Below are 21227 nucleotides of genomic sequence, written 5' to 3' on the forward strand. Positions count from 1 at the left end.
GCGCTGCGGCGCCCGAGGGCGGTGGCGCTGCGGCGCCCGAGGGCGGTGGCGCTGCGGCGCCCGAGGGCGAGGCCCGCGAGGAGGACGCCGCCATCCGCGAGGGCGCCGACGTCGACGCCGTGGGTGGGGAATCCGCCGCGCCCACCGACGACCCGGAGGGTGGCAGCGAGCTCGCCGGCTCGCAGGCGGCCGGCACCGCGCCGGTCGACGGCTACGACGGCTGGTCGATCGCCCAGTTGCGCGGCCGGCTCCGCGGCTACGACCGCGGGACCGTGGAGGGCCTGCTCGCCTACGAGGAGTCCACCCGGGCGCGGGAGCCCTACGTGCGCATGCTGCGCAACCGCCTGGAGCGGCTCGACGGCACCGCCTGACCCGCAGACCCGGCGTGGCCCGCGACGGACGCGGACACGTCCACCCCCGGCGGGCGCTGCCACACCCGCGACGCCGGACCGAGCACTCGCGCGGCCGCCCTCCCGGCGGGAGCGTCGGAGCCCTCCGGCAGGCTGGGGGCATGACGGCGGACCGGCTCGGCGCATGACGGCGCCCTCGACGCCGGAGGCACCGTGGCCGGTCCGCACGGTGGCCCGCAAGGTCGCCGAGTGGATCGGCCGGCTCGGCGAGGTGTGGGTGGAGGGGCAGGTCGCGCAGCTGTCCCGGCGCGGCGGCGCGGCCACGGTGTTCCTCACCCTGCGCGATCCCGCCGCCGACCTGTCGGTGCCGGTGACCTGCGCGCGCGAGGTCGCCGACCGGCCCGGGCTGGAGCTCACCGAGGGCGCGCGGGTGGTCGTCCGCGCCCGGCCCGACTACTACATCGCCCGGGGGTCGTTCTCGCTGCGGGCCACCGAGATCCGCGCCGTCGGCCTCGGCGAGCTGCTCGCCCGCATCGAACGCATCCGCCGGCTGCTGGCCGCCGAGGGCCTGTTCGACGCCGCCCGGAAGCGGCCGCTGCCCTTCGCGCCGTCCGTCGTCGGGGTCGTCACCGGGCGGGAGAGCGCCGCCGAGCGCGACGTCCTGGTGACCGCGCGGCGACGCTGGCCGGCGGTCCGCTTCGCCGTCCACCACTGCGCGGTGCAGGGGGTGAACGCCGCGGCCTCGGTCATCGAGGGGCTGCGGCGGCTCGACGCCGACCCCGACGTCGAGGTGATCGTCATCGCCCGCGGCGGCGGCTCGGTGGAAGACCTGCTGCCCTTCTCCGACGAGGGGCTGGTGCGCGCCGTGGCCGCCTGCCGGACGCCGGTGGTCTCCGCGGTCGGGCACGAGACCGACACCACGCTGGTCGACCACGTGGCCGACGTCCGGGCCGCCACCCCGACCGACGCCGCCCACCGGGTGGTGCCCGAGATCGGCGAGCAGCGCCGGATGGTCGACACGCTGCGCGCCCGCGCCCGCGCCGTCCTCACCGGGCGGCTGGAGCAGCAGCAGCGCTGGCTGGAGTCGGTGCGCACCCGGCCGGTGCTCGCCGCGCCCGAGCGGCTGCTGCACGGCCGGGAGGAGGACGTGCTCGGCCTGCGCTCGCGGGCGCGGCGCACCGTCGTCCACCGGGTCGAGAGCGCCGAGCGCGACCTCGAGCACGCCCGCGCCCGGGTCGCCGCGCTCTCCCCCGCGGCGACGCTGGAGCGCGGCTACGCCGTCGTGCAGCGGGCCGACGGGTCGCTGGTCCGCGACCCCGCCGAGGTCGCCGACCGCGAGCGCCTGTCGGTGCGCGTCGCCGGTGGCCGGCTGCCCGTCCGCGTCGACCGGAGCGCCCACGCCAGTGACCACCCCGACCGGGAGGAGGACGCCCCGTGACCACCGGCGAGCCGATCCGGCCCACCCAGACCTACGAGCAGGCGCGCGAGGAGCTGGCCGACGTGGTCCGCCGCCTCGAGGCCGGCGGGCTGACCCTGGAGGAGTCGCTGAGCCTGTGGGAGCGCGGCGAGGAGCTGGCCGACGTCTGCCAGCACTGGCTCGACGCGGCACGGCAGCGGCTGGCCGCGGCCGACGGCGGCGGCGCCGACGGCGGCGACGGGGACGGCCGCCCGGCGTAGACCCGCCGGGCTCAGCCCCCGTACGGCTCCAGCGACTCGACGACGGTGACCAGCTCCTGGTCGCCGGCCGAGCCGGTGACCAGCGCGGTCGCGTCGCCGACCGGCCGGGCGTACACGGTCTCGCCCCGGGCGCTGGTCAGCCGGGTCCACGTCTCCCCGCCGAGTTCGACGGTGCCCTCCCGCCGGGCGTCGTCCAGGACGGTCGCCAGCGGCCGGGCCCGGCGGTCGTCGCCGATCACGAAACCGGCGAACTCCTCCGAGGGCGTGAGATAGCCGATCTCCAGCGTCACCGGGTCGCCGGCGGCGGCCTGTCCCGCGTCGGTGCGGGCGCTGGTCGGCCGGTAGCCGTCGGGCAGCCCGGACGGCGCGACGAGCGGGTAGCCGGCCTGCTCGGCGGCGGCCCGCACGCTGGCGGTCGGGTCGACCTCGGTGACCGGATCGGTCGGTCCCTGCTTGAACGTCACCCAGCCGACGATGGCGAGGCAGATCAGCACCAGCGGGAGCAGCGAGCGCAGCATGTTGCCCGCGCTGAGCTTCGCGGCCCGCACCGCGGCCGGCGACGGCGCGGACGCCCCGTCCGGGGGACGCGTGTCCTCCGGCGGACGGGGCGGGGACGCGCTCGGCGGGCCGGAACCGGTCATGCCCCTAGGATCGCAGCACAGCCGACCCGAACCGCCGCCCAGCGCCCCGTGCGGCCTCCTGCCCGCCCCGGCGATCCCGGGGAGCGCCGGTCGCCGGTCCCCGTGCGAGCACCGCGGTGATCGACCCTGGAGGTTCCGTGACGACGCTTCCCGTCCCCGAAGGCGCTGCCCAGCACACCCGCGGATCCCAGGCCTTCCGGCCCGACCGGCCCAGGCCCGACCGCAACCTGGCGCTCGAGCTGGTCCGGGTCACCGAGGCCGGGGCCATGGCCGCCGGCCGGTGGGTGGGCCGGGGCGACAAGAACGGCGGCGACGGCGCCGCGGTCGACGCGATGCGGGCGCTCATCGGCACGGTGCGCATGAAGGGCGTCGTCGTCATCGGCGAGGGCGAGAAGGACGAGGCGCCGATGCTCTTCAACGGCGAGGAGGTCGGCGACGGGCAGGGCCCCGAGTGCGACGTCGCCGTCGACCCCGTCGACGGCACCACGCTCATGGCCAAGGGCATGCCCAACGCCATCGCGGTGATGGCGGTCGCCGACCGGGGCGCGATGTACGACCCGTCAGCGGTGTTCTACATGGAGAAGATCGCCACTGGACCGGCCGCCGCCGACGTCGTCGACATCACCGCGCCGGTCGGCGAGAACATCCGCCGGGTGGCCAAGGCCAAGCACAGCTCCCCGGGCGACGTCACGGTCTGCATCCTCGACCGCCCCCGGCACGAGCAGCTGGTCAAGGAGGTCCGCGAGGCCGGCGCCCGGATCAAGTTCATCACCGACGGCGACGTCGCCGGCGCGATCGCCGCCGCCCGCGAGGGCACCGGCGTCGACCTGCTGATGGGCATCGGCGGGACGCCGGAGGGCATCATCGCGGCCTGCGCGCTCAAGTGCATGGGCGGCACCCTGCAGGGCCGGCTGTGGCCCCGCCACGACGAGGAGCGGCAGAAGGCCATCGACGCCGGCCACGACCTCGACCGGGTGCTCGGCATCGACGACCTCGTGCGCGGCGACAGCTTCTTCGTCGCCACCGGCATCACCGACGGCGAGCTGCTGCGCGGCGTCCAGTACCGGTCGGGCGGCTGCACGACGCAGTCGCTGGTCATGCGCTCGCGGTCGGGCACGATCCGGCTCATCGACAGCCTGCACTCGCTGGAGAAGCTGCGCGCCTACTCGGCGGTGCCCTTCGACGGCGCCCCCGACCAGGCCTGACGCCCACCGACGACCCTGGCCACCGGGATCAGGGTCGCGGCGGCGGCGCCGGGGGCGGCGGCGGGGACGGCGGGCTCGGGGGCAGCGGCGGCGGGGACGACGGCGGGGGCGGGGACGACGGGCTGCGGCCGGAGAGCCGGTCGAGCAGTGCCCGCCACCGGCTGGCCGACTCCCCCGGCGGCAGGCTGCGCAGCCGGAGGTCCCCGAAGACCGTCCGGGCCCGGACGACGATCCGCGGCGTGCCGGCCAGCCGCGGCACCGGCGCCAGGTCGACGACGCGGTTGCCCAGCGCCGTGCTGCCGATCAGCTCGGCGTCGACGCCCTCGCTGACGACCACGTCGACGTTGCCGAACGTCGCGGAGATGGTGATCTCCACACGATCCGCGTCGGTGCGCAGGTTGCGCAGGTCCAGCCGGACGTCGCCGAAGACGGTGCGCAGCCGCGTCGGCGCGGCGGAGGCGGCCAGCTTGATGTCGCCGAAGACGCTGGTGACCTCCTCCGGCGTCCGCGTGCCGACGATCTCCACCGGCGTCGTGGGCAGGTCGGCGACCAGCGCCTCCAGCTCGGCGGTGGTGACCGCCGCGTAGGCGGCGTCGGCCCGCTGCGCGAAGTCGTCGAGGTCCAGCCGTCCCTCCCCGACGGCGTCCTGCAGCCGGGCGATCACCGCGTTCCGCTCGGCGTCGGAGGCCCGGACGGCGGGCGGCTGCGGCTCGTCGGTCGTCATCGGTCCCCTCTCCCGCTCCGCCGCCTCCGCGAGGGGCGGCTCCCCGTTGCCCGGAGCTTGCCAGCAGTCCCAGGCCCCCGGGCCCCCGAGCCCCCGAGCCCCGAGCCCCGGGTCCGGAGCCGCGGCCGCGGCAGCGGCCCGGGAAACTAGGGTCCACCCGGAGCAGAGTCACCACCGAGACGACACGGGAGCGCAGCGTGGCCCCTCAGCAGGACGGCACCGGCAAGGACGGGGAGTTCCGCGTCGAGCACGACTCGATGGGCGAGGTCCGCGTGCCCGCGTGGGCCAAGTGGCGGGCGCAGACGCAGCGCGCCGTCGAGAACTTCCCCATCTCCGGCACGCCCATCGAGCGGGAGCTGGTCGCCGCCCTGGCCGCGATCAAGGGGGCGGCGGCCACGGTGAACGCCGACCTCGGCGTGCTCGACGGCGACGTCGCGAAGGCGGTCGTCGACGCCGCGGCGAGCGTGGCCCGCGGAGAGTGGGACGACCACTTCCCCATCGACGTCTTCCAGACCGGCTCCGGCACGTCGAGCAACATGAACACCAACGAGGTGCTGGCCACGCTGGCCACCGAGGCGCTCGGCTCGCCGGTGCACCCCAACGACCACGTCAACGCCTCGCAGTCGTCCAACGACGTCTTCCCCTCGGCGATCCACGTCGCCGCCACCCGCGCGATCGTGCGCGACCTCGTCCCGGCGCTGCGGCACCTGGAGGCCTCGCTGACCCGCAAGGCCGAGGAGTTCGCCGAGGTGGTGAAGAGCGGCCGCACGCACCTGATGGACGCGACGCCGGTGACCCTCGGCCAGGAGTTCGGCGGGTACGCCGCCGCCGTCCGCTACGGCGTCGAGCGGCTGGAGGCCTCGCTTCCGCGGATCGGCGAGCTGCCGCTGGGCGGCACCGCGGTGGGCACCGGCATCAACACCCCGCCCGGGTTCGCCGCCGCGATCATCGAGAAGCTGGCCCGCGACCTGGACCTCCCGCTGACCGAGGCCCGCGACCACTTCGAGGCGCAGAGCTCCCGCGACGGGCTGGTCGAGGCCTCCGGCCAGTTGCGCACCATCGCCGTCGGCCTGGTGAAGATCGCCAACGACCTGCGCTGGATGGGCTCGGGGCCGCGCACCGGCCTCGGCGAGATCTACCTGCCCGACCTGCAGCCGGGGAGCTCGATCATGCCCGGCAAGGTCAACCCGGTGATCCCCGAGGCCACCGTCCAGGTGGCCGCCCAGGTGATCGGCAACGACGCGGCGGTCGCCTTCGCCGGCACCACGGGCAGCTTCGAGCTGAACGTGACCCTGCCGCTGATGGCGCGCAACGTGCTGGAGTCGATCCGGCTGCTGGCCAACGTCAGCCGGCTGCTGGCCGACCGCTGCGTCGACGGCATCACCGCCAACGTCGAGCGCTGCCGGGAGCTGGCCGAGTCCTCGCCGTCGATCGTCACGCCGCTGAACAAGTACATCGGCTACGAGGAGGCGGCCAAGGTCGCCAAGCAGTCGCTGGCCGAGCGCAAGACGATCCGCCAGGTGGTGGTCGAGCGCGGCTACGTCGAGCAGGGCAAGCTGACCGAGCAGCAGCTGGACGACGCCCTCGACGTCCTCTCGATGACCCGTCCCTGACCCGTCCGGCGGCGGAGTGCCGGGGCCCGGACGTGACGCCCCTCGCACTCCAACGGGGACCCCCCGGGACAGTCGGGCCCCGGGGGCAGTAGCGTCCTGCCTGATGAGCGAGACAGACGTAGCCCTGCGCTACCCCGGTGGAGAACTGCCCCTGCCCGTCGTCCCGGCGACGGAGGGGGCCGACGGCCTCGACACGAGCAAGTTGCTGGCCACGACCGGCAACGTCGCGCTCGACATCGGGTTCGTCAACACGGCCTCGTGCACCTCGGCCATCACCTACATCGACGGCGACGCGGGCATCCTGCGCTACCGCGGCTACCCCATCGACCAGCTGGCCGAGAAGTCGAACTTCATCGAGGTCTGCTACCTGCTGATCTACGGCGAGCTGCCCACGGCCGACCAGCTGGCCGACTTCGACAGCAAGCTGCGCCGGCACACGCTGCTGCACGAGGACCTCAAGCAGTTCTTCCAGGGCTTCCCGCGCGACGCGCACCCGATGCCGGTGCTCTCGTCGGCGGTCAGCGCGCTCTCGACCTTCTACCAGGACTCGCTGGACCCGTTCGACGAGGAGCAGGTCGAGATCTCGACGATCCGGCTGCTGGCCAAGCTGCCGACGATCGCCGCCTACGCGTTCAAGAAGTCGGTCGGCCAGCCGCAGCTGTACCCGGACAACTCCTGCGGGCTGGTCGAGAACTTCCTGCGGATGACCTTCGGCTTCCCGGCCGAGCCCTACGAGGTCGACCCGGACTTCGTGCAGGCCCTGGACATGCTGTTCATCCTGCACGCCGACCACGAGCAGAACTGCTCGACGTCGACCGTGCGGCTGGTCGGCTCCTCGCACGCCAACCTGTTCGCGTCGGTGTCGGCCGGCATCAACGCCCTGTTCGGGCCGCTGCACGGCGGCGCCAACCAGTCGGTGCTGGAGATGCTCGAGAGCATCCAGCGCGAGGGCGGCGACATCCCCGCCTTCGTCGAGCGGGTCAAGAAGCGCGAGCCCGGCGTCAAGCTCATGGGCTTCGGGCACCGGGTCTACAAGAACTACGACCCGCGCGCGGCGATCATCAAGAAGACCGCCGACACGATCCTGAACAAGCTGGGCGGCAACAACCAGCTGCTCGACCTCGCCCAGCAGCTCGAGGAGATCGCGCTCAAGGACGACTACTTCGTCGAGCGCAAGCTCTACCCGAACGTCGACTTCTACACCGGGCTGATCTACCGGGCGATGGGCTTCCCGACGCGGATGTTCACGGTGCTCTTCGCGCTGGGCCGGCTGCCCGGGTGGATCGCCCAGTGGCGCGAGATGATCGCCGACCCGAGCACCAAGATCGGCCGTCCGCGGCAGCTGTACACCGGTCCGACCGAGCGGGAGTTCGTGCCGATCGGGAACCGCTGACGCCGCGGCGTCCCCTCCGCACCCCGGGCCGGGCGGCCCGCCCCGACAGGGCGGGTCCCCGGCCCGTGCTGCACCCCGGCCCCGGGTCCTACGGTGGGTGCGCCCGTACACCAGGAGGACCGTCCATGGCCGAGCCCGACGAGGACGTGCTGGTCCTGCCGCCCATCCCGCTGGCCACCGGCCGGCTGCTCGAGCCCGAGGGCGACGGCGAGCCGGTGCTGATCAGCAAGGTCGAGTTCGTCGTCAGCACCGAGGACGGCGGGGAGCTGCGCATCCCCCTGGTCCACCGGCACGGCGCCTGGTGGGCGCCCTGACCCCATCGGAGGCACCCGCACCTCACCCCTGACCCACCCCATGGGGTGAGTCCTCCCCGCATCCCGTCCAGCACCGTCGCGGGCGCGTCGATGCCTCGTCGACAGGTCCGGCCGAACAGGCCGCCGGACGACGACGAGACCGCCGGGGGACGCCGCCGTGCCCGCACCTCGCACGACCGCGCGTCCTCGGACGGCCACCGGCCGGCCCGCTACCGGCCGCCGCGGTCCGCAGGTGCGGCCGGTGCTCAGCGCCCGGGAGGCGCAGGCCCTGCGCGAGGCGCTCGCCGCCCGCCAGGACGCCGCCGCCCGTGCCGGAGGGACCGCCGACCGCCCCGGGCCGGCGACCCGCGCCGCCGGTGCTGCTCCGCGGCGCGCCCCCGCCCGCACCCCGGCCGGCCGGCCGCGCACCGCCCGCCACCCCGCCCGCCGCACCGGCCCGGCCCGCACCGGGCTGCGCTGGGCCACCCGCCTCAAGGTCGTCGGCGCCGGCGCGCTGCTGCTGCCCGCCGTGGCCGCCCTCGCCCTCCCCGGCCCGTCCGCGCCGCAGCAGGGCGCGGGCCCGCTCGACCCGACCGCGCTCGCCCTCGCCGCGCAGGGCACGCTGCTGCAGCACGCCGACGCCTACCGGCGGCTGGAGCACGAGGTGCAGGCCCGCCGCGCGGAGCTGCGGTCGGCCCGCGACGCGGCCGAGGCCGCACGCCACCAGGCGGCGGCCGAGCGACAGGTCCTCGGGGCCACCGCCGCCACGCTCTACCGCAGCGCGCCGGAGGGGCGGCTGCCGGTGCTCGCGCTCGACGTCCACGACCCGGCCGGCACGGCCGGGGTGTTGTTCCAGCAGGCGGTGGCCGACCGCGCCGACCGGGCGCTCGAGGGTGCGCTGGTCCGCGCCGAGCGGGCCGGCGTCGCGCTGGCCGAGGCGACCGGTCGGGTGGACCGCGCCGAGCAGGCGGTGGCCGTCGCCGAGCGCGAGGCCGCCGACGTGCTCGCCGCCGCCCGGCTCGAGGCCGGCGGGCTGGACGCCGAGGTGTCCGGCCGCCTGGCCGGGTTGGGCACGGTGCCCGCCGCCGGGGCGCAGCAGGAGCGCAACCAGCAGGCCGTCGCCCGCTGGCAGGGCTACCTCGCCGGGCTGGCCGCAGCGGGCATCGAGCTGCCCAGGGCCGCCGACCTGGCCGACCCGGCGCGGCTGCCCGCCGGCCTCTCCCCCGCTCTCGACGCGGCCGGGCAGCCGGTGCCGGGAGTCGCGTGGGCCGTGATCGGCAGCTCGCCGGTCACCGTGGTGCCGGCGGAGACCGCGACCGCGGTGAGCGGCGCGCTGGCCTGGCTGGGCCGGCCGTTCGTGCCGGGCACCGCGGGCCCCGACACCTTCGACTGCGGTGGCTTCACCGCCGCCGCCTGGCTGCTGGCCGGTCACGCGCTGCCGGCCTCGCCGGCCGAGCAGTGGGCCGATGGCGCACCGGTGCCGGTCGCCGACCTGCAGGTGGGCGACGTCGTCGTCCTCTCCGGCGGGCAGGACGCCGCGCTGTACCTGGGCGCCGGCGAGGTGCTCGGCGCCTCGGGGGCGACCTACCAGGTCGGCGTCCGGAGCCTGCCCGCCGACGCCGTCGCCGTCCGGGTCACGCTGCCGGCGCCGGCGCAGCCCAACGCGCCCCTGCCGCCGGACGCCTCCGTCGGCGCCTGCGGCGCGCCGCTGCCCCCGCCCTCGACCGACGGCCGGGCGACGGTGGACCCGGCGTGGGGCGGCTGGGCCAACGGCCGGATCCCGGCGGAGGCGCTGTGCCGGCTCGGGGTGGGCAGCCACGCGCTGCGCTGCGACGCCGCGGCCGCCTTCGCGGCGATGTCGCAGGCGTACGAGGCGGCCTTCGGCGGCCCGCTGTGCCTCACCGACTCCTACCGGTCCTACGCCGCGCAGGTCAGCGCGTTCGCGCGCAAGCCCGCGCTGGCCGCGGTCCCGGGGACGTCGAACCACGGATGGGCGCTGGCCGTCGACCTGTGCGGCGGCGTGCACCGCGGCGGCAGCCCGCAGTGGCAGTGGATGGCCGCCAATGCGGGCCGCTTCGGCTGGGTGCAGCCGGACTGGGCGGGGCCGCGCGGCGAGAAGCCCGAGCCGTGGCACTGGGAGTTCGGCGCGATCTCCTGACCCGACCCGCTGCGACGGTCCGTCAGCTCCAGGGCAGCGTGCTGAGCCGCCGCCACGGCAGCGTGACGCAGTCCTCGACGGTCTGCCCGGCCAACCGGGCGGCGACGGCCGGCTCCGCGCAGGCCACCGGCCGGTGCGGGGTCACGACCGCGTGGATGTCGGCCAGCGGCAGGCCTGCGGCGGCGAGCCGGCCACGGGCCCGCCCGGGATCGGCGAGCACCGCGCCGGCGAGCAGCGGCGCCGCCCGGTGCGACCACAGCGCGACCGGCCCCTCGATCCGCAGGTCGAGCGGCAGCGCGGCGGCGCGGTCGAGCGCCGCCGACCGCGTGCGCTGCACGGCGGCCCGGGCAGCCGGCGACGGCGTCCACGGCACCACGGCCGCGCCCCGCCGGACGACGACTCGCCAGCCCACCGCGGTCCGAGCCGGACCGGTCCAGTCGAGGACGGCGATCCCGGTGGTCGCCGCGGCGGCGTCGGTCGCCGGCCGGGCGGCCACCCACGAGCGCAGGGCGCCGGCGATGCCCTCCTCGGTCGGCGGGACGCCGGCGCGGGTCATGTCGTCGGCGAGCTCGTCGAGGTGCACGCGCACCGACCGCTCGTCCTCGCGCAGCTCGACCAGCGAGCCGGCGCCCCGCCGCTCCACCAGCCGGGAACGCAACCGCGGGCCGGACAGCGCGGGCAGCACCGCCGCGGCGACCGCCCGCAGGTCGGCCACGTCGACCGGTTGCGGTCGGCGCAGCAGCAGGGCGATCCCCGAGCGGCCGGGGGAGGCGCCGCTCATCGCGCGCCCGCGCGGCCGTCGAGCCGGGCGCGCAACCGACCGGGCAGCGCCGGCAGGGCGAGCACGCTGGCCAGCTCGGCCGCGCTGAGCCGGACGGGGAGCACGTCGTCGGCCCAGCCGGCGGCGAGCCGGACGCGGGCCGCGGAGGCCGGCCAGACGAGGTCGCGGGCCGCCGCCACGTGCAGCTCGGTGAGCACGTCTGCCAGGTGGACGGCCGTGACCGGGTGCACGTCGGCGGCGCCCAGCGCCGTCCGGACGCCCGCGGCCAGCTCGGCGCGCTCGGCGGCCGCCAGCCAGTGCGGGACCAGGGCGGCCGGCTGCGCGGCGCCGTCCGGGAGGGCGGCCGTCACCGGACCACCCCGGAGGTGCTGCCGGTCCCCACCCCGGCCGGGCGGCGGGAGCGGGGGGAGCGGGTCACGCTCTGGATATCGGCAGGCCGGGCCGCGGCTCGACCCGTGCGGGCCGTGTTACCCACCCGTGACCGCGGCGGCGTGGTCAGTCGACCAGCTCGGCCAGCCGGTCGCGCAGCGCCCGCTGCACGCGGTCGGCGTGCACGTTCATGTTGCGCACCGACGTCGACAGGTCGGCCGACAGCTGCGTCTTGGTCGAGCCGCCCCACGTGGTCAGGTACCAGGTGGCCCAGCCGAGGACGTTGGGCTGGCCGGCCCGCTGGTCGCGCCGGGCGGTCGGATCGGGCGCGCACGCCGCGGTCAGGGCGTGCGAGAGCAGCGTCTGCTCCGCCTCGCCCATGATCTCGTCGGGCGCCTCCGACGCGTCGGGCAGCAGGATCTCGGCGGCGTCCGGTCCGCCGTCGAGCGACTGCAGGTTGCGCAGCCCGTTGAGCGTCGCGACCGTCTGCGAGTTGCGGCGCAGCGTCTCCACGCTCTGCCCCATGAACGCGGCCAGTTCCTTCTCCGAGGGACGGCGCTGGTGCTCGGCGGTGAAGGCGGCGATCGCCTTCTGCTGCTTGTGCTCGGTGTCGGCGGCGGTGCGGCCGTGCGCGTTGCGGCCCAGGTCGTGCACCCACTTGGACAGCTGGGTGGCCAGGAACGCGCCGAACGGCACGCCCTTGCCCTCGTCGTACTGGGCGACCGCCTTGAGGATCCACTCGTACACCTGCTGCCCCAGGTCGTCGGGGTCGGGCAGGTGCAGCCGGATCGTGCTCATGTTCCGCTGCAGCCGCTTGAGGCTGACCGGGCCGTAGTGCCGGCACAGGTCGTCGAGGAAGGCCGGGGGCAGGTCGCGCGGCGCGCGCCGCCGGACGCCGGTCTCGGCCCGCAGGCCCACCGTGCCGATCCCGTGCCGGGTGCACCACGCCCGCACCCAGTCGGCCAGCACCGCTGCCGAGCCGGGCGAGCCGTCGACCCGGTACAGGCCCTCGCCGGCGTCGTAGGTCACCGTCACGCCGAGCGGCAGGTCCTCCCGGAAGCGGACCAGGGAGAGCTCCCGGTCGACGCGGAAGTGCACCCGGTCGCGGGGCGTGATGGGCGCCAGCCGCCACCCGTCGGCCTCGGGGATGCCACCGAAGACCAGCGGCGGGCGGCCGGCGGGGGACGTCAGGACGGGAGCGCTGTCGGACACCGGGACTCCTGGGGCACTACGGGGAAGAGGAAGGCCGGACGAGCCGGCGGCCGGAGCCACCGGGAGGGGCGTCCCCGTGCGGCGCCCACCGCCGAGGGCGCCCCACCGGCGGGGCCGGCGCCCCCGGGCGGGGCGGCCCCGGGGGGCGCCCTCGGCCGAGGGCGCCGCACGGGCGGGGCCGACGGGCGGCCACGGGACGGGACGGCACCGCCGCCCGGCCCTCGCGGACCGGACGGCGGGAGCCGACCTCTCAGGCGGGGATGCGCTCGCCGGGGCCGGCGGCCCGCGGCAGCGGCACCCGGGACGCCGGAACCGCCGACGCCGCGACCGCGGACGACGGGACCGTCGACGCCGGGACCGGGGACGCCGCGACCACCGGCGTGGTCGGGACCGCGTCGAGCGCGTCCAGGGCGCTCGACCCCCCGGCCGCGCGCTCGATCAGCGTCGCGGCGGCGGCACGCTCGGCGGCACCGGGCTCGGCCGTGTACACCGGCATGAAGTCGTACAGCGTCGTGAACAGCTCGCTGACGAAGGCGTAGGCCGCCTGCGCCTGCGGCGAGAACTTGGCGACGCCGGCCCGCGGCCCCAGGTCGACGCCGACGGTGACGCGGACGACGCGGTCGTCCTTGCTCAGGCCGGTGACCGTGACGCCGACGCCATCGTGCCCGGCGGCCAGCGCCGCGAGCGCGGCCAGGCACCGGCGGGTCGACCCGCGGCGCGGCCGCAGCTGGACGTGCACGACCACGGACCCGGTCTCGCCGCCCCGCTCGGCTGCCGCCCGTGCGGTGTGTGCGTTGCGTTGCATGGTGATCGCCCCCTGTGACGTGCTTGGGGGGAAATCTGCCGTACGACCGGCGCTGGCGAGCCACAAGACTCGCCGTCGCCTACGCAGTTGTCACCGATGAGCTTCGGCAGGTCTTGCCCGTGTCGGCGGAGGTGGAGACCCAGGACGCGGACGCGCGGGCGACTTCTGCCAGATCGCCCGGCGCCGACGATGGGGACCTGTCAGTTCCGAGGCCGCTCCGGCGCGGTGCCCTCGGCCGGCTGCCCGGTCCCGCCACCGGCACCGAGCGCCGCGTCGTCCCCGGTCACCGCGCCGCCGCCCCCGGCGTCGGCCTGCACGGCAGGAGCGGCGGCCGCGGCGGGGGCGAAGGCGGCCAGCGCGCCGAGGCTGTCGGCGGTCACCTGGGCGGCGAGCAGGTTGGCCTCGGCGATCTGGCGGTAGACCTCCTCGCGGTGGATGGCGACCTCGCGGGGCGCCTTGAAGCCGAGCCGGACGGTGCCGCCGCGCACCTCGACGACGTGGACCTCGATGTCGTCACCGATGCGGATCGTCTCGCCGACGCTGCGGGTGAGTGTGAGCACGTGTACCCCTCCGTGGGTGTGGGTGGCCGTCCGTGGCGGTGCCCGTCGGGCGGGCGGGATCGAGGGTGTCCGCGTCGCGCGGGGACCCTCCGACGTTATCGGCGGAGCGGGTGCCGGATCGCATGGCTGCTGTCGGCCAGCACCACCTGCCGCGCCCGCCCCGTCGCCGGGTTGAGCACCAGCGGCGCGCGCAGGTTGGCGGTGGCCGACCGCACGTCGCCGTCCGGCACCGTGACCAGGCACAGCAGCCGGGCGTCGGCCCGGTCGGCCAGCCCCAGCTCGGCGCACACGGCGGCCGGCAGCGCCGGGGCGTACCCCGGCACGTACGGCGCCGGCGGGACGACCAGGAAGCGCGGTCCTTCGGCCGCCACCGACTGCAGCCAGTACAGCAGCCCGCCGGTGTCGGCCGGCACGAGCACGTAGTCCCGGTGCCCCGGGAAGCCAGGGACCGGATCGGCGAGGGTCACCGGCTGCAGCGGCAGCGGCTCGCGCACCCGCGGGGGTGCGGGCAGGGTCGCGGCCGGGGACGGCGTCATGCGGGCAGCCTCCAGGGCCGGGTGGAGCGGGAGCGGGCGGGTCGCGCAGCGCGAGGGCGGGGCATCAGCGGAGGAAGTCGAGCAGGGTGGGCTGCAGCGCCTTGGCGGTGGCGGCGAGCGCGGCCTCGTAGCCCACCTGCTGCATCTGCAGCCGCATGACCGTCTCCGGCAGGTCGATGTTCTCGACCTCGGCGAGCTGCGAGCCGAGGGTGAGCGCGCGGTCGCTGTTGACCTGCGCGGCCCGCTCCAGGCGGGAGGCGCGGGCGCCGACGTCGGCAAGGGCCGACGACATGCCCTTCATCACCTCGTCCAGGGCGGCGAGGTCGGCCTCGAGCCCGGCCGGGTCGCCGGTCAGGTCGGCGACGATGTCGCCGACCACGGTGAAGAGGTCGGCCGGCGCCGAGCCGAACGCCGTCAGGCCGTCGACGTCGACCGCGAGCACCTCGTCGTCGGAGATCCGCCGGAGCACGTCCCCGCCCGCCTCGCCGGTCCAGGTGCCCGCGTCGGTGTAGGCCCGGTCGCCGGAGGTGATGCCGCCGAAGATCGGGCGCCCCTGCAGACGCGTGTTGGCCAGCGCGACGAGCCCCTCCCGCAGCGAGGCGACCTCGGTGGCGAGGGCCTCCTGGCTGGCCGCGGAGGTGGCGCCGGTGTTCAGGCCCTGCACGGTGAGGTCGCGGACGCGACGCGTGGTGTCGAGCATGGTCTGGAGGACGGTGTCGGTCCGCTCGAGCCAGCTCGACGCGTCGGTGATGTTGCGGTCGAACTGCGCGACGGCGGCCTGGTCCGACCGCGTCTGCATCGCGCGGTTGGCGGCGGTCGGCGAGTCCGACGGCGCGCTGACGAGCCGGCCGGAGGAGAGCTGCTCCTGCAGGCGGCCGACGGCGTCGAGGTTGCGGTTGAGGCCCTGCAGGCTGGTGAGCGCGACGGCGCGCTGGGTGATCCGCATCTACCTCAGCGCCCCACGATCCCGGTGCGGTTGATCAGCACGTCGAGGGTCTCGTCGATGGCGGTGACCAGGCGGCCCGCCGCCGCGTAGGCGTGCTGGAAGGCGAGCATGTTGGTCATCTCCTCGTCGAGGTTCACGCCGGCGACCGACTCGCGGGCCGCGTCGACCTGGGTGGTGATCACCGACTGGATGCCCAGGTCGCGGGTCGCCACCGACGCCTGGACCCCCAGCTGCACGATCATGGAGCGGTAGGTCTCGTCGGCGCTGCCGGCGGCCAGCCGCAGCTGGGCGATCGCGTCGGCGTTGCCGTTGTCCAGCGCCGGCACGCCCGCCGTCGGGGCGACGCCCGACGCGGCGAGCTTCCGCGGGTCGGTGACCAGGACGGTGATGGACGACGCGGTGACCGGGCCGGACGTCGAGCCGAGCAGTGCGCCGCCCACCAGGCCGTCGAGGTCGAAGCCGTCGTCGTGCGCGCCGTTCAGCGTCGCGGCCAGGCCGGCGGCCAGGTCGTCGAGCTGCGTGCGGTAGCCCGGGAGGATCGTGGTCAGCGCGGTCAGCCGGCCCTCCGCCGTCCCCCCCGTGCGGACGGCGTGACCGCCGGCAGCCGTGACCACCCGCGGCTTGTCCGACGCGGTGATCGCGTCGGGACTCGTCGGGCCGGCGACGGCGAGGGCCGTCGCGGTGCTGCCGGCGACCAGGGTGATGCCGCCGACCAGGACGTCGAGGACGCCGTCCTCCCCCGGCCGCACGGTGGCCCCGACCTGCTCGGCGAGCTTCATCACCAGCACGTCTCGCTTGTCGGCCAGGTCGTTGGACGGCCGGCCGCTCTGGGTGGCCCGCTGGATGGCCTGGTTGAGCTCGGCCACCGACCTCGCCGCGGCGTTGACGTCGTCGACGAGCACCTGCAGGTTCTCGTGCGCCTGGTCCCACTGGGCGCCGAGGGACGACGCGCTGAACCGGAGGCCGCCGGCCAGGGTCTCCAGCCGCTCCAGCACCTGCTCGCGGGCGCCGAGCTCCTGCGGGGTGTTCGCCAGGTCGCTGAAGCCGGCCCACATCTCCGACAGCAGGCTCTGGATGCCGGTGTCCCCCGGCTCGCGGAAGGCCTGCTCGACCAGCTCGTACGCCTCCGCCTCGGCGGTGAGCCGGGCGCTGTTGGCGTGCTCGGTGTGCCCGCGGCCCTCGAGGAAGGCGTCGCGGATGCGGACGACCTGGTCGGCCCGGACCCCGGCGCCGATGCCGTCGCTGACCGAGTAGAACGCCGGCACGGGGCTGCCGCCCATGGCCTGGAGGTCGGCGCGCTGGCGGGAGTAGCCCTCGGTGTTGACGTTGGCGATGTTCTGCCCGGTGACGTCGAGCCCGCGGCGCTGCGCCCACAGCGCGGTGGTGGCCGCGTTGAGGCCGGAGAAGGTGCTGCCCACGACTACAGGGCCCCGTCCAGGGTGACGGCGCGGTGGGCGCGGTCGTCGGTGCGGCCGGTGGCCCCGTAGGTGCCCGCCGACGGGGCGCGCACCGAGTTGAGGGCGTCGCCGATGGCGGCCAGGCCGCCCTCGATCAGGTCGCGGTTGGTCTCGGAGAGGCCGCGCAGACCGGTCACCAGGACGAGCAGCGCCTCGTGGTGCTTGGCGTACAGGTCGTTCCACGGCGCGGGCGCGGCCTCGGCGAGCTGGCGCAGCGACGGGTTGTGCCCCAGGCCGAGGCGGCCGGCGATCGCCTCGGTGGCCGCGGCCCGCTCGACCTCGAGGGTGCGCAGCTGGTCGAGGACGACCTCGATCTCGTGGGCGATGCGCGGCAGCCAGCGGGTCTTGCCGGTCAGGATCAGGTACTGCTTCTCCTCGGCCTTGAACAGCAGCAGGTCGAGCAGCTCCTGCTCCCGCCACAGCAACGTCGACAGGTGCTGGTAGTCCACGTCCCCCACCGCCTCTCCGTCGTCCTCGGGGCCTGCCCGGTCCGGCCGTGGGCCGCGCTCCCGGTGTCTCGCAGCTGCCATCGGCACCGGCCGAGCGGCACTCAAGCCGAAACCGGGCGGCCTGCGCACGATCGGGGGACACCCGCCGTCCGGGGGTGCGGTTCGGCCCGCGGTCAGCCGAGAAGGACGGCGTGACAGCAGCCCGCCACCTGGGGACCGAGCCCCCCGCCCGGCCCGCGACCGGCCGCGAGCGCCCGGCCCGTGACCGGACTCCCTCCGGCCGGCCGGCCGCCGCCGGCACCCGCTCCCAGCGGGAGGTCGACGCGCTGGTGACCGAGCACCTGCCGCTGGCCGCGTTCGCGGTCAACGCCGTGGCGTCGCGGATCGCGCTGCCCGCGCACGTGAGCCGCGACGACCTGGTCTCCTGCGCGCACGTGGCGCTGGTCGAGGTGGCGCGCCGCTTCGACCCCGACGCGGGCGCCTCCTTCGCCACCTACGCCCTCGCCCGGCTGCAGGGCGCGGTGCTCGACGAGCTGCGCTCCGGCGACTGGGCGAGCCGGTCGGTGCGCGCGGCGGCACGCCGGACCGACGCGGCGGCCGACGCCCTGGCGATGAGGCTGGGCCGCCCGCCGACGCGTGAGGAGCTGGCCGAGAGCCTCGGCATGGACCGCGGTGAGCTCGACGCCCTGCAGGTCGACGTGCACCGGGCGGTCATGGTCAGCATCGACGCCGAGACCGGTCCGGACGGCGGCTCGCTCGACCTGCCCGACGGCGGGGAGACACCGGAGCGGGCGGTGCTGCGCGGCGAGCGCGCCCGCTACCTGCACGACGCGATCCGGAAGCTGCCCGACCGGCTCGACGAGGTCGTCGAGCGCAACTTCTTCGGCGGGGAGTCGCTGACCGACATCGCCGAGGACCTCGGGGTGACGCTGTCGCGGGTCTCGCAGATGCGCGCCCGGGCGCTGACCCTGCTGCACGCCGCGATGAGCGAGGTGTGGGTGGGCAAGGCGGTGCCGGCCGACGGCGGGGTGCGCGCGCGCAACCAGCAGAAGGCCTACGTCGACCGGGTCGCCGGCCGGACGGCGGCACCCGCCCGCCGGCCGACCGCTCCCTCCCCCGGCGCCTACGCCGGCGTCCGGCCGCCCGCGCGATCGGGCTGGATCACGCCGGGCCGCGGGCCGGCCTCGCGGCCGGCCTGAGCGGTTCCCTTCGCCCGACCGGGCGAAGCGGCGAAAAGTTCGCGGTTCGCCTCAAGACCCGGTGACTACTCGCCGTATTTGCATGTGCACGGCCCGCAGCACGGATGCAGCGGGATCAACAAGGAAGACCCCAGTCCAAGGAGGAAACAATGGGTCTGCGCGTCAACAACAACATCGCGGCAATCAACGCGTACCGCAACCTGTCGGTCACCGACGGCCAGATGAGCAAGTCGCTGGAGAAGCTCTCCTCCGGCCTGCGCATCAACCGCGCCGCCGACGACGCGGCCGGGCTCGCCATCTCGGAGGGCCTGCGCTCGCAGATCGGTGGCCTGAAGGTCGCCGTCCGCAACGCCCAGGACGGCATCTCGGTCGTGCAGACCGCTGAGGGTGCGCTCACCGAGACGCACTCGATCCTCCAGCGCATGCGCGACCTGTCGGTGCAGGCCGCCAACGACGGCGGTCTGAACGACTCGGCCCGCGGCAACATCCAGTCCGAGCTGAGCCAGCTCAAGGAGGAGCTGACCCGGATCGCCGACACCACCAAGTTCAACGGGAAGAAGCTGCTCGACGGCGACTTCTCGGGCGACTTCCAGGTCGGCGCCAACGCCAGCGAGAAGATCGGCATCACCGTCAGCCAGGGCGTCAGCGCCGCGGACCTGAACGTCGACAACATCGACGTGACGAGCTCGGCGACCTGGACGTTCGACGCCGGCGAGATCGACTACGCGGCGGCAACCGAGCCGGCGGCGGACATCGTCCTCACCTACAACGGTGGGTCGGCCCGGACGCTGGACACCGCCACGCTGACGGCGGACTGGGACAACGCGGGCACCGCTGCAGCCGCCAAGGCCAACCAGCAGCTGCTGCAGCGGGCCGCTGACGAGGCCTTCGGCGGCAGCGGCCTGAGCGTCAAGTTCGGCGACTACGGCGACGTGACCATCACCGGTCCCTCCAAGACCGATGGCATCGCGACCGTCGTCGGCGACCTGACGATCGCCGGCCTGGGCGGCGGCGCGGCCGACAGCTTCGCCGTGGCCTCCGGCGCCGCCGGCGCCACCGCGGCGATCGGCGCTCTGGACACGGCGATCGGCAACGTCTCGACGCTGCGGGCCGAACTCGGTGCCTACCAGAACCGGTTCGACCACACCATCAACAACCTCAACGTCGCGGTCGAGAACCTGACCGCGTCGGAGAGCCGCATCCGCGACGCCGACATGGCGCAGGAGATGGTCCAGTTCACCCGGAACCAGATCCTGTCGCAGGCCGGCACCGCGATGCTCGCGCAGGCCAACCAGGCCTCGCAGGGCGTCCTGTCGCTGCTCCGCTGATCCCGGCGGTCCAGCCCGACGCGTAGCACCCCGGGTGAGGGGGGAGGCCCTCGGGCCTCCCCCCTCGCTCGCTCCCACCCCCATTCCGTCCGTGACCGAACGACCCGGAGGTAGCGCACCGTGACGATGAGCGTCGGCGGCCTGGTCTCCGGGCTCGACACCACCACCCTGGTCAGCCAGCTCGTGCAGGCCGAGGCCGCCCCGCAGACCGCGCTGAAGAAGCGGCTGGCCACGGCCGAGACCGCCGCCTCCGCCTACCGGACCGTCAACACCACCTTCGCCGCCGTCCGCGCCGCGGCCGAGGCGCTCACCGCCTCGTCGCTCGCGTCCGCGCGCACCGCGACGCCCAGCTCCAAGGACGTCACCGCCAGCGCCGCCGCCAGCGCGGTGAACGGCAGCACCATCACCTTCTCCGTCCGGTCGCTGGCCAAGGCCCAGGTCTCCGTCACCCACGTCGGCTGGGGCGCGGCGACCGACCTCGCCCACGACAACCCCGAGCTCGCCGGCACGATCGAGATCCTCGCCGCCGACGGCGTCACCTCCAAGGGCACGGTCGAGATCAAGCCGGGGATGACGCTGGCGCAGGCCGCCGCGGCGATCAACGACACCGACGACCTCGGCGTCCGCGCCTCCGTGGTCAAGATCGACGGCAGCTACCGGCTGCAGTTCACCAGCGAGGAGACCGGCACGGAGAACGGCTTCACCGTCCGCGCCGCGAACGAGACCGCCGGCACCGCCGGCGCCGCGATGCGCACCCTCGCCGACGCGGTGGACGCCGAGATCGACCTCGGCGACAACCTGCGGACCACCTCGTCCAGCAACACCTTCGCCGACCTCATCGCCGGTGTGTCGGTCACCGTGTCGAAGGTCGACCCCACCACCTCGGTCACCGTGACGGTCGGCAGCGACAGCGCCGGCGTCGCCGGCAAGGTGCAGACCCTCGTCGACGCGGTCAACTCCGCGCTCAACACCGTGAAGACCTACACCTCCAACGCCAAAGGCAGCACGGCGGCCCTCAAGGGCGACTTCCCCGTCACCCAGCTCGCCGGCCGGCTGCTCGACGCCGTGTCCTACGCCGTCGGCTCCGACGGCTCGCCCGCCCAGGTCGGCCTCCAACTGACCAGGGACGGGAAGATCTCCTTCGACAAGGCGAAGTTCACCGCCGCGCTGGAGGCCACGCCCGAGCTCGCGCAGCGCATGATCGGCGGCGCCGCAGCGACCACGGCGCCCGACGGCACGGCCGTCCCCGCCGTCACCGGCATCGCCGAACGGCTGCTCTCGGTGGCCAGGACCGCCTCCGACAGCACCACCGGCTCGCTGGTCAAGCTCGCCGCCGGCAAGGACTCCGTCGCCGAGGACCTCCAGGACCGGATCGACGCCTGGGACCTCCGGCTCGCCGCCCGCAAGGAGATGCTCACCCGGCAGTTCACCGCCATGGAGACGGCGCTGAGCTCGCTGCAGAACCAGTCGACCTGGCTGGCCGGGCAGATCAGCTCGCTGCCCAGGATCAGCTGACCGGCTGCCCCCTCCT

At 75.5% G+C, this 21227-nt stretch carries 22 protein-coding genes; 11 read left to right on the plus strand and 11 right to left on the minus strand.

Going from position 1 to position 21227, the window contains the following annotated elements:
• The 3 genes from OF117_RS08790 to OF117_RS08800 form a co-directional block, all read left to right on the plus strand.
• The coding region (locus OF117_RS08790) for a hypothetical protein (protein ID WP_263552453.1) at positions 1-371 on the plus strand (371 nt) is incomplete at its 5' end.
• 163 nt (positions 372-534) lie between these two features.
• Positions 535-1788: an exodeoxyribonuclease VII large subunit gene (gene xseA / locus OF117_RS08795; protein ID WP_263552454.1), complete on the plus strand. Its 1254-nt coding sequence runs from the start codon at positions 535-537 to the stop codon at positions 1786-1788.
• Positions 1785-2027, plus strand: coding sequence for an exodeoxyribonuclease VII small subunit (locus tag OF117_RS08800; protein WP_263552455.1), 243 nt, complete (start codon positions 1785-1787; stop codon positions 2025-2027). The genes xseA and OF117_RS08800 overlap by 4 nt, the downstream gene beginning before the upstream one ends.
• A gap of 11 nt (positions 2028-2038) precedes the next feature.
• Here OF117_RS08800 and OF117_RS08805 read toward each other — a convergent pair whose 3' ends face one another.
• Positions 2039-2668, minus strand: a complete 630-nt coding sequence (locus OF117_RS08805; RefSeq protein ID WP_263552456.1) for a DUF4245 domain-containing protein — start codon at positions 2666-2668, stop codon at positions 2039-2041.
• A gap of 227 nt (positions 2669-2895) precedes the next feature.
• On the opposite strand from OF117_RS08805, the gene glpX reads away from it, so the two are divergent.
• Positions 2896-3873, plus strand: a complete 978-nt coding sequence (gene glpX / locus OF117_RS08810; RefSeq protein WP_411969439.1) for a class II fructose-bisphosphatase — start codon at positions 2896-2898, stop codon at positions 3871-3873.
• A 28-nt stretch (positions 3874-3901) separates the two neighbouring features.
• Here glpX and OF117_RS08815 read toward each other — a convergent pair whose 3' ends face one another.
• Positions 3902-4597 (minus strand): DUF1707 domain-containing protein, encoded by a 696-nt coding sequence (locus OF117_RS08815; RefSeq protein WP_263552458.1) that lies wholly within the window; start codon positions 4595-4597, stop codon positions 3902-3904.
• A 197-nt stretch (positions 4598-4794) separates the two neighbouring features.
• Between OF117_RS08815 and OF117_RS08820 the strand changes: the two genes are divergently transcribed.
• From OF117_RS08820 to OF117_RS08835, 4 genes are all read left to right on the plus strand, one after another.
• A complete protein-coding gene (locus tag OF117_RS08820) occupies positions 4795-6210 on the plus strand; it encodes a class II fumarate hydratase (protein ID WP_263552459.1) in 1416 nt (471 codons plus the stop codon).
• Positions 6211-6313: 103 nt separating this feature from the next.
• Positions 6314-7603: a citrate synthase gene (locus tag OF117_RS08825; protein ID WP_263552460.1), complete on the plus strand. Its 1290-nt coding sequence runs from the start codon at positions 6314-6316 to the stop codon at positions 7601-7603.
• Between the two features lie 125 nt (positions 7604-7728).
• The gene (locus OF117_RS08830; RefSeq protein WP_263552461.1) at positions 7729-7917 is read left to right on the plus strand and encodes a hypothetical protein; all 189 of its coding nucleotides are present in this window, start codon (positions 7729-7731) and stop codon (positions 7915-7917) included.
• Positions 7918-8158: 241 nt separating this feature from the next.
• Positions 8159-10054, plus strand: a complete 1896-nt coding sequence (locus OF117_RS08835; protein ID WP_263552462.1) for an NlpC/P60 family protein — start codon at positions 8159-8161, stop codon at positions 10052-10054.
• A 22-nt stretch (positions 10055-10076) separates the two neighbouring features.
• Here OF117_RS08835 and OF117_RS08840 read toward each other — a convergent pair whose 3' ends face one another.
• The 9 genes from OF117_RS08840 to OF117_RS08880 form a co-directional block, all read right to left on the minus strand.
• Positions 10077-10835, minus strand: a complete 759-nt coding sequence (locus tag OF117_RS08840) for a hypothetical protein (RefSeq protein WP_263552463.1) — start codon at positions 10833-10835, stop codon at positions 10077-10079.
• Positions 10832-11185, minus strand: coding sequence for a hypothetical protein (locus OF117_RS08845; RefSeq protein ID WP_263552464.1), 354 nt, complete (start codon positions 11183-11185; stop codon positions 10832-10834). The genes OF117_RS08840 and OF117_RS08845 overlap by 4 nt, the downstream gene beginning before the upstream one ends.
• A gap of 145 nt (positions 11186-11330) precedes the next feature.
• Positions 11331-12416, minus strand: coding sequence for a flagellar biosynthesis protein FliA (locus OF117_RS08850; RefSeq protein ID WP_263552465.1), 1086 nt, complete (start codon positions 12414-12416; stop codon positions 11331-11333).
• 250 nt (positions 12417-12666) lie between these two features.
• Positions 12667-13221 (minus strand): hypothetical protein, encoded by a 555-nt coding sequence (locus OF117_RS08855; protein ID WP_263552466.1) that lies wholly within the window; start codon positions 13219-13221, stop codon positions 12667-12669.
• 200 nt (positions 13222-13421) lie between these two features.
• Entirely contained in the window at positions 13422-13781 is a 360-nt protein-coding gene (gene csrA / locus OF117_RS08860; RefSeq protein ID WP_263552467.1) for a carbon storage regulator CsrA, read from the minus strand.
• 95 nt (positions 13782-13876) lie between these two features.
• Positions 13877-14317 (minus strand): flagellar assembly protein FliW, encoded by a 441-nt coding sequence (fliW, locus tag OF117_RS08865; RefSeq protein WP_263552468.1) that lies wholly within the window; start codon positions 14315-14317, stop codon positions 13877-13879.
• Positions 14318-14381: 64 nt separating this feature from the next.
• Positions 14382-15263 carry a flagellar hook-associated protein FlgL gene (gene flgL / locus OF117_RS08870; protein WP_263552469.1) on the minus strand — a complete coding sequence of 294 codons (882 nt, stop codon included), beginning with the start codon at positions 15261-15263 and terminating at the stop codon, positions 14382-14384.
• A 5-nt stretch (positions 15264-15268) separates the two neighbouring features.
• A complete protein-coding gene (gene flgK / locus OF117_RS08875) occupies positions 15269-16681 on the minus strand; it encodes a flagellar hook-associated protein FlgK (RefSeq protein WP_263552470.1) in 1413 nt (470 codons plus the stop codon).
• A 2-nt stretch (positions 16682-16683) separates the two neighbouring features.
• Positions 16684-17178: a flagellar protein FlgN gene (locus tag OF117_RS08880; protein ID WP_263552471.1), complete on the minus strand. Its 495-nt coding sequence runs from the start codon at positions 17176-17178 to the stop codon at positions 16684-16686.
• A 182-nt stretch (positions 17179-17360) separates the two neighbouring features.
• On the opposite strand from OF117_RS08880, the gene OF117_RS08885 reads away from it, so the two are divergent.
• From OF117_RS08885 to fliD, 3 genes are all read left to right on the plus strand, one after another.
• Positions 17361-18368, plus strand: a complete 1008-nt coding sequence (locus tag OF117_RS08885; protein WP_263552472.1) for a sigma-70 family RNA polymerase sigma factor — start codon at positions 17361-17363, stop codon at positions 18366-18368.
• Positions 18369-18517: 149 nt separating this feature from the next.
• Positions 18518-19696, plus strand: a complete 1179-nt coding sequence (locus tag OF117_RS22125; protein ID WP_318014231.1) for a flagellin — start codon at positions 18518-18520, stop codon at positions 19694-19696.
• A 126-nt stretch (positions 19697-19822) separates the two neighbouring features.
• Positions 19823-21211, plus strand: coding sequence for a flagellar filament capping protein FliD (gene fliD / locus OF117_RS08900; protein ID WP_263552707.1), 1389 nt, complete (start codon positions 19823-19825; stop codon positions 21209-21211).
• Positions 21212-21227: the final 16 nt, after the last annotated feature.

It is taken from the genome of Geodermatophilus sp. YIM 151500, assembly GCF_025716945.1.
Taxonomy (GTDB): Bacteria; Actinomycetota; Actinomycetes; order Mycobacteriales; family Geodermatophilaceae; genus YIM-151500.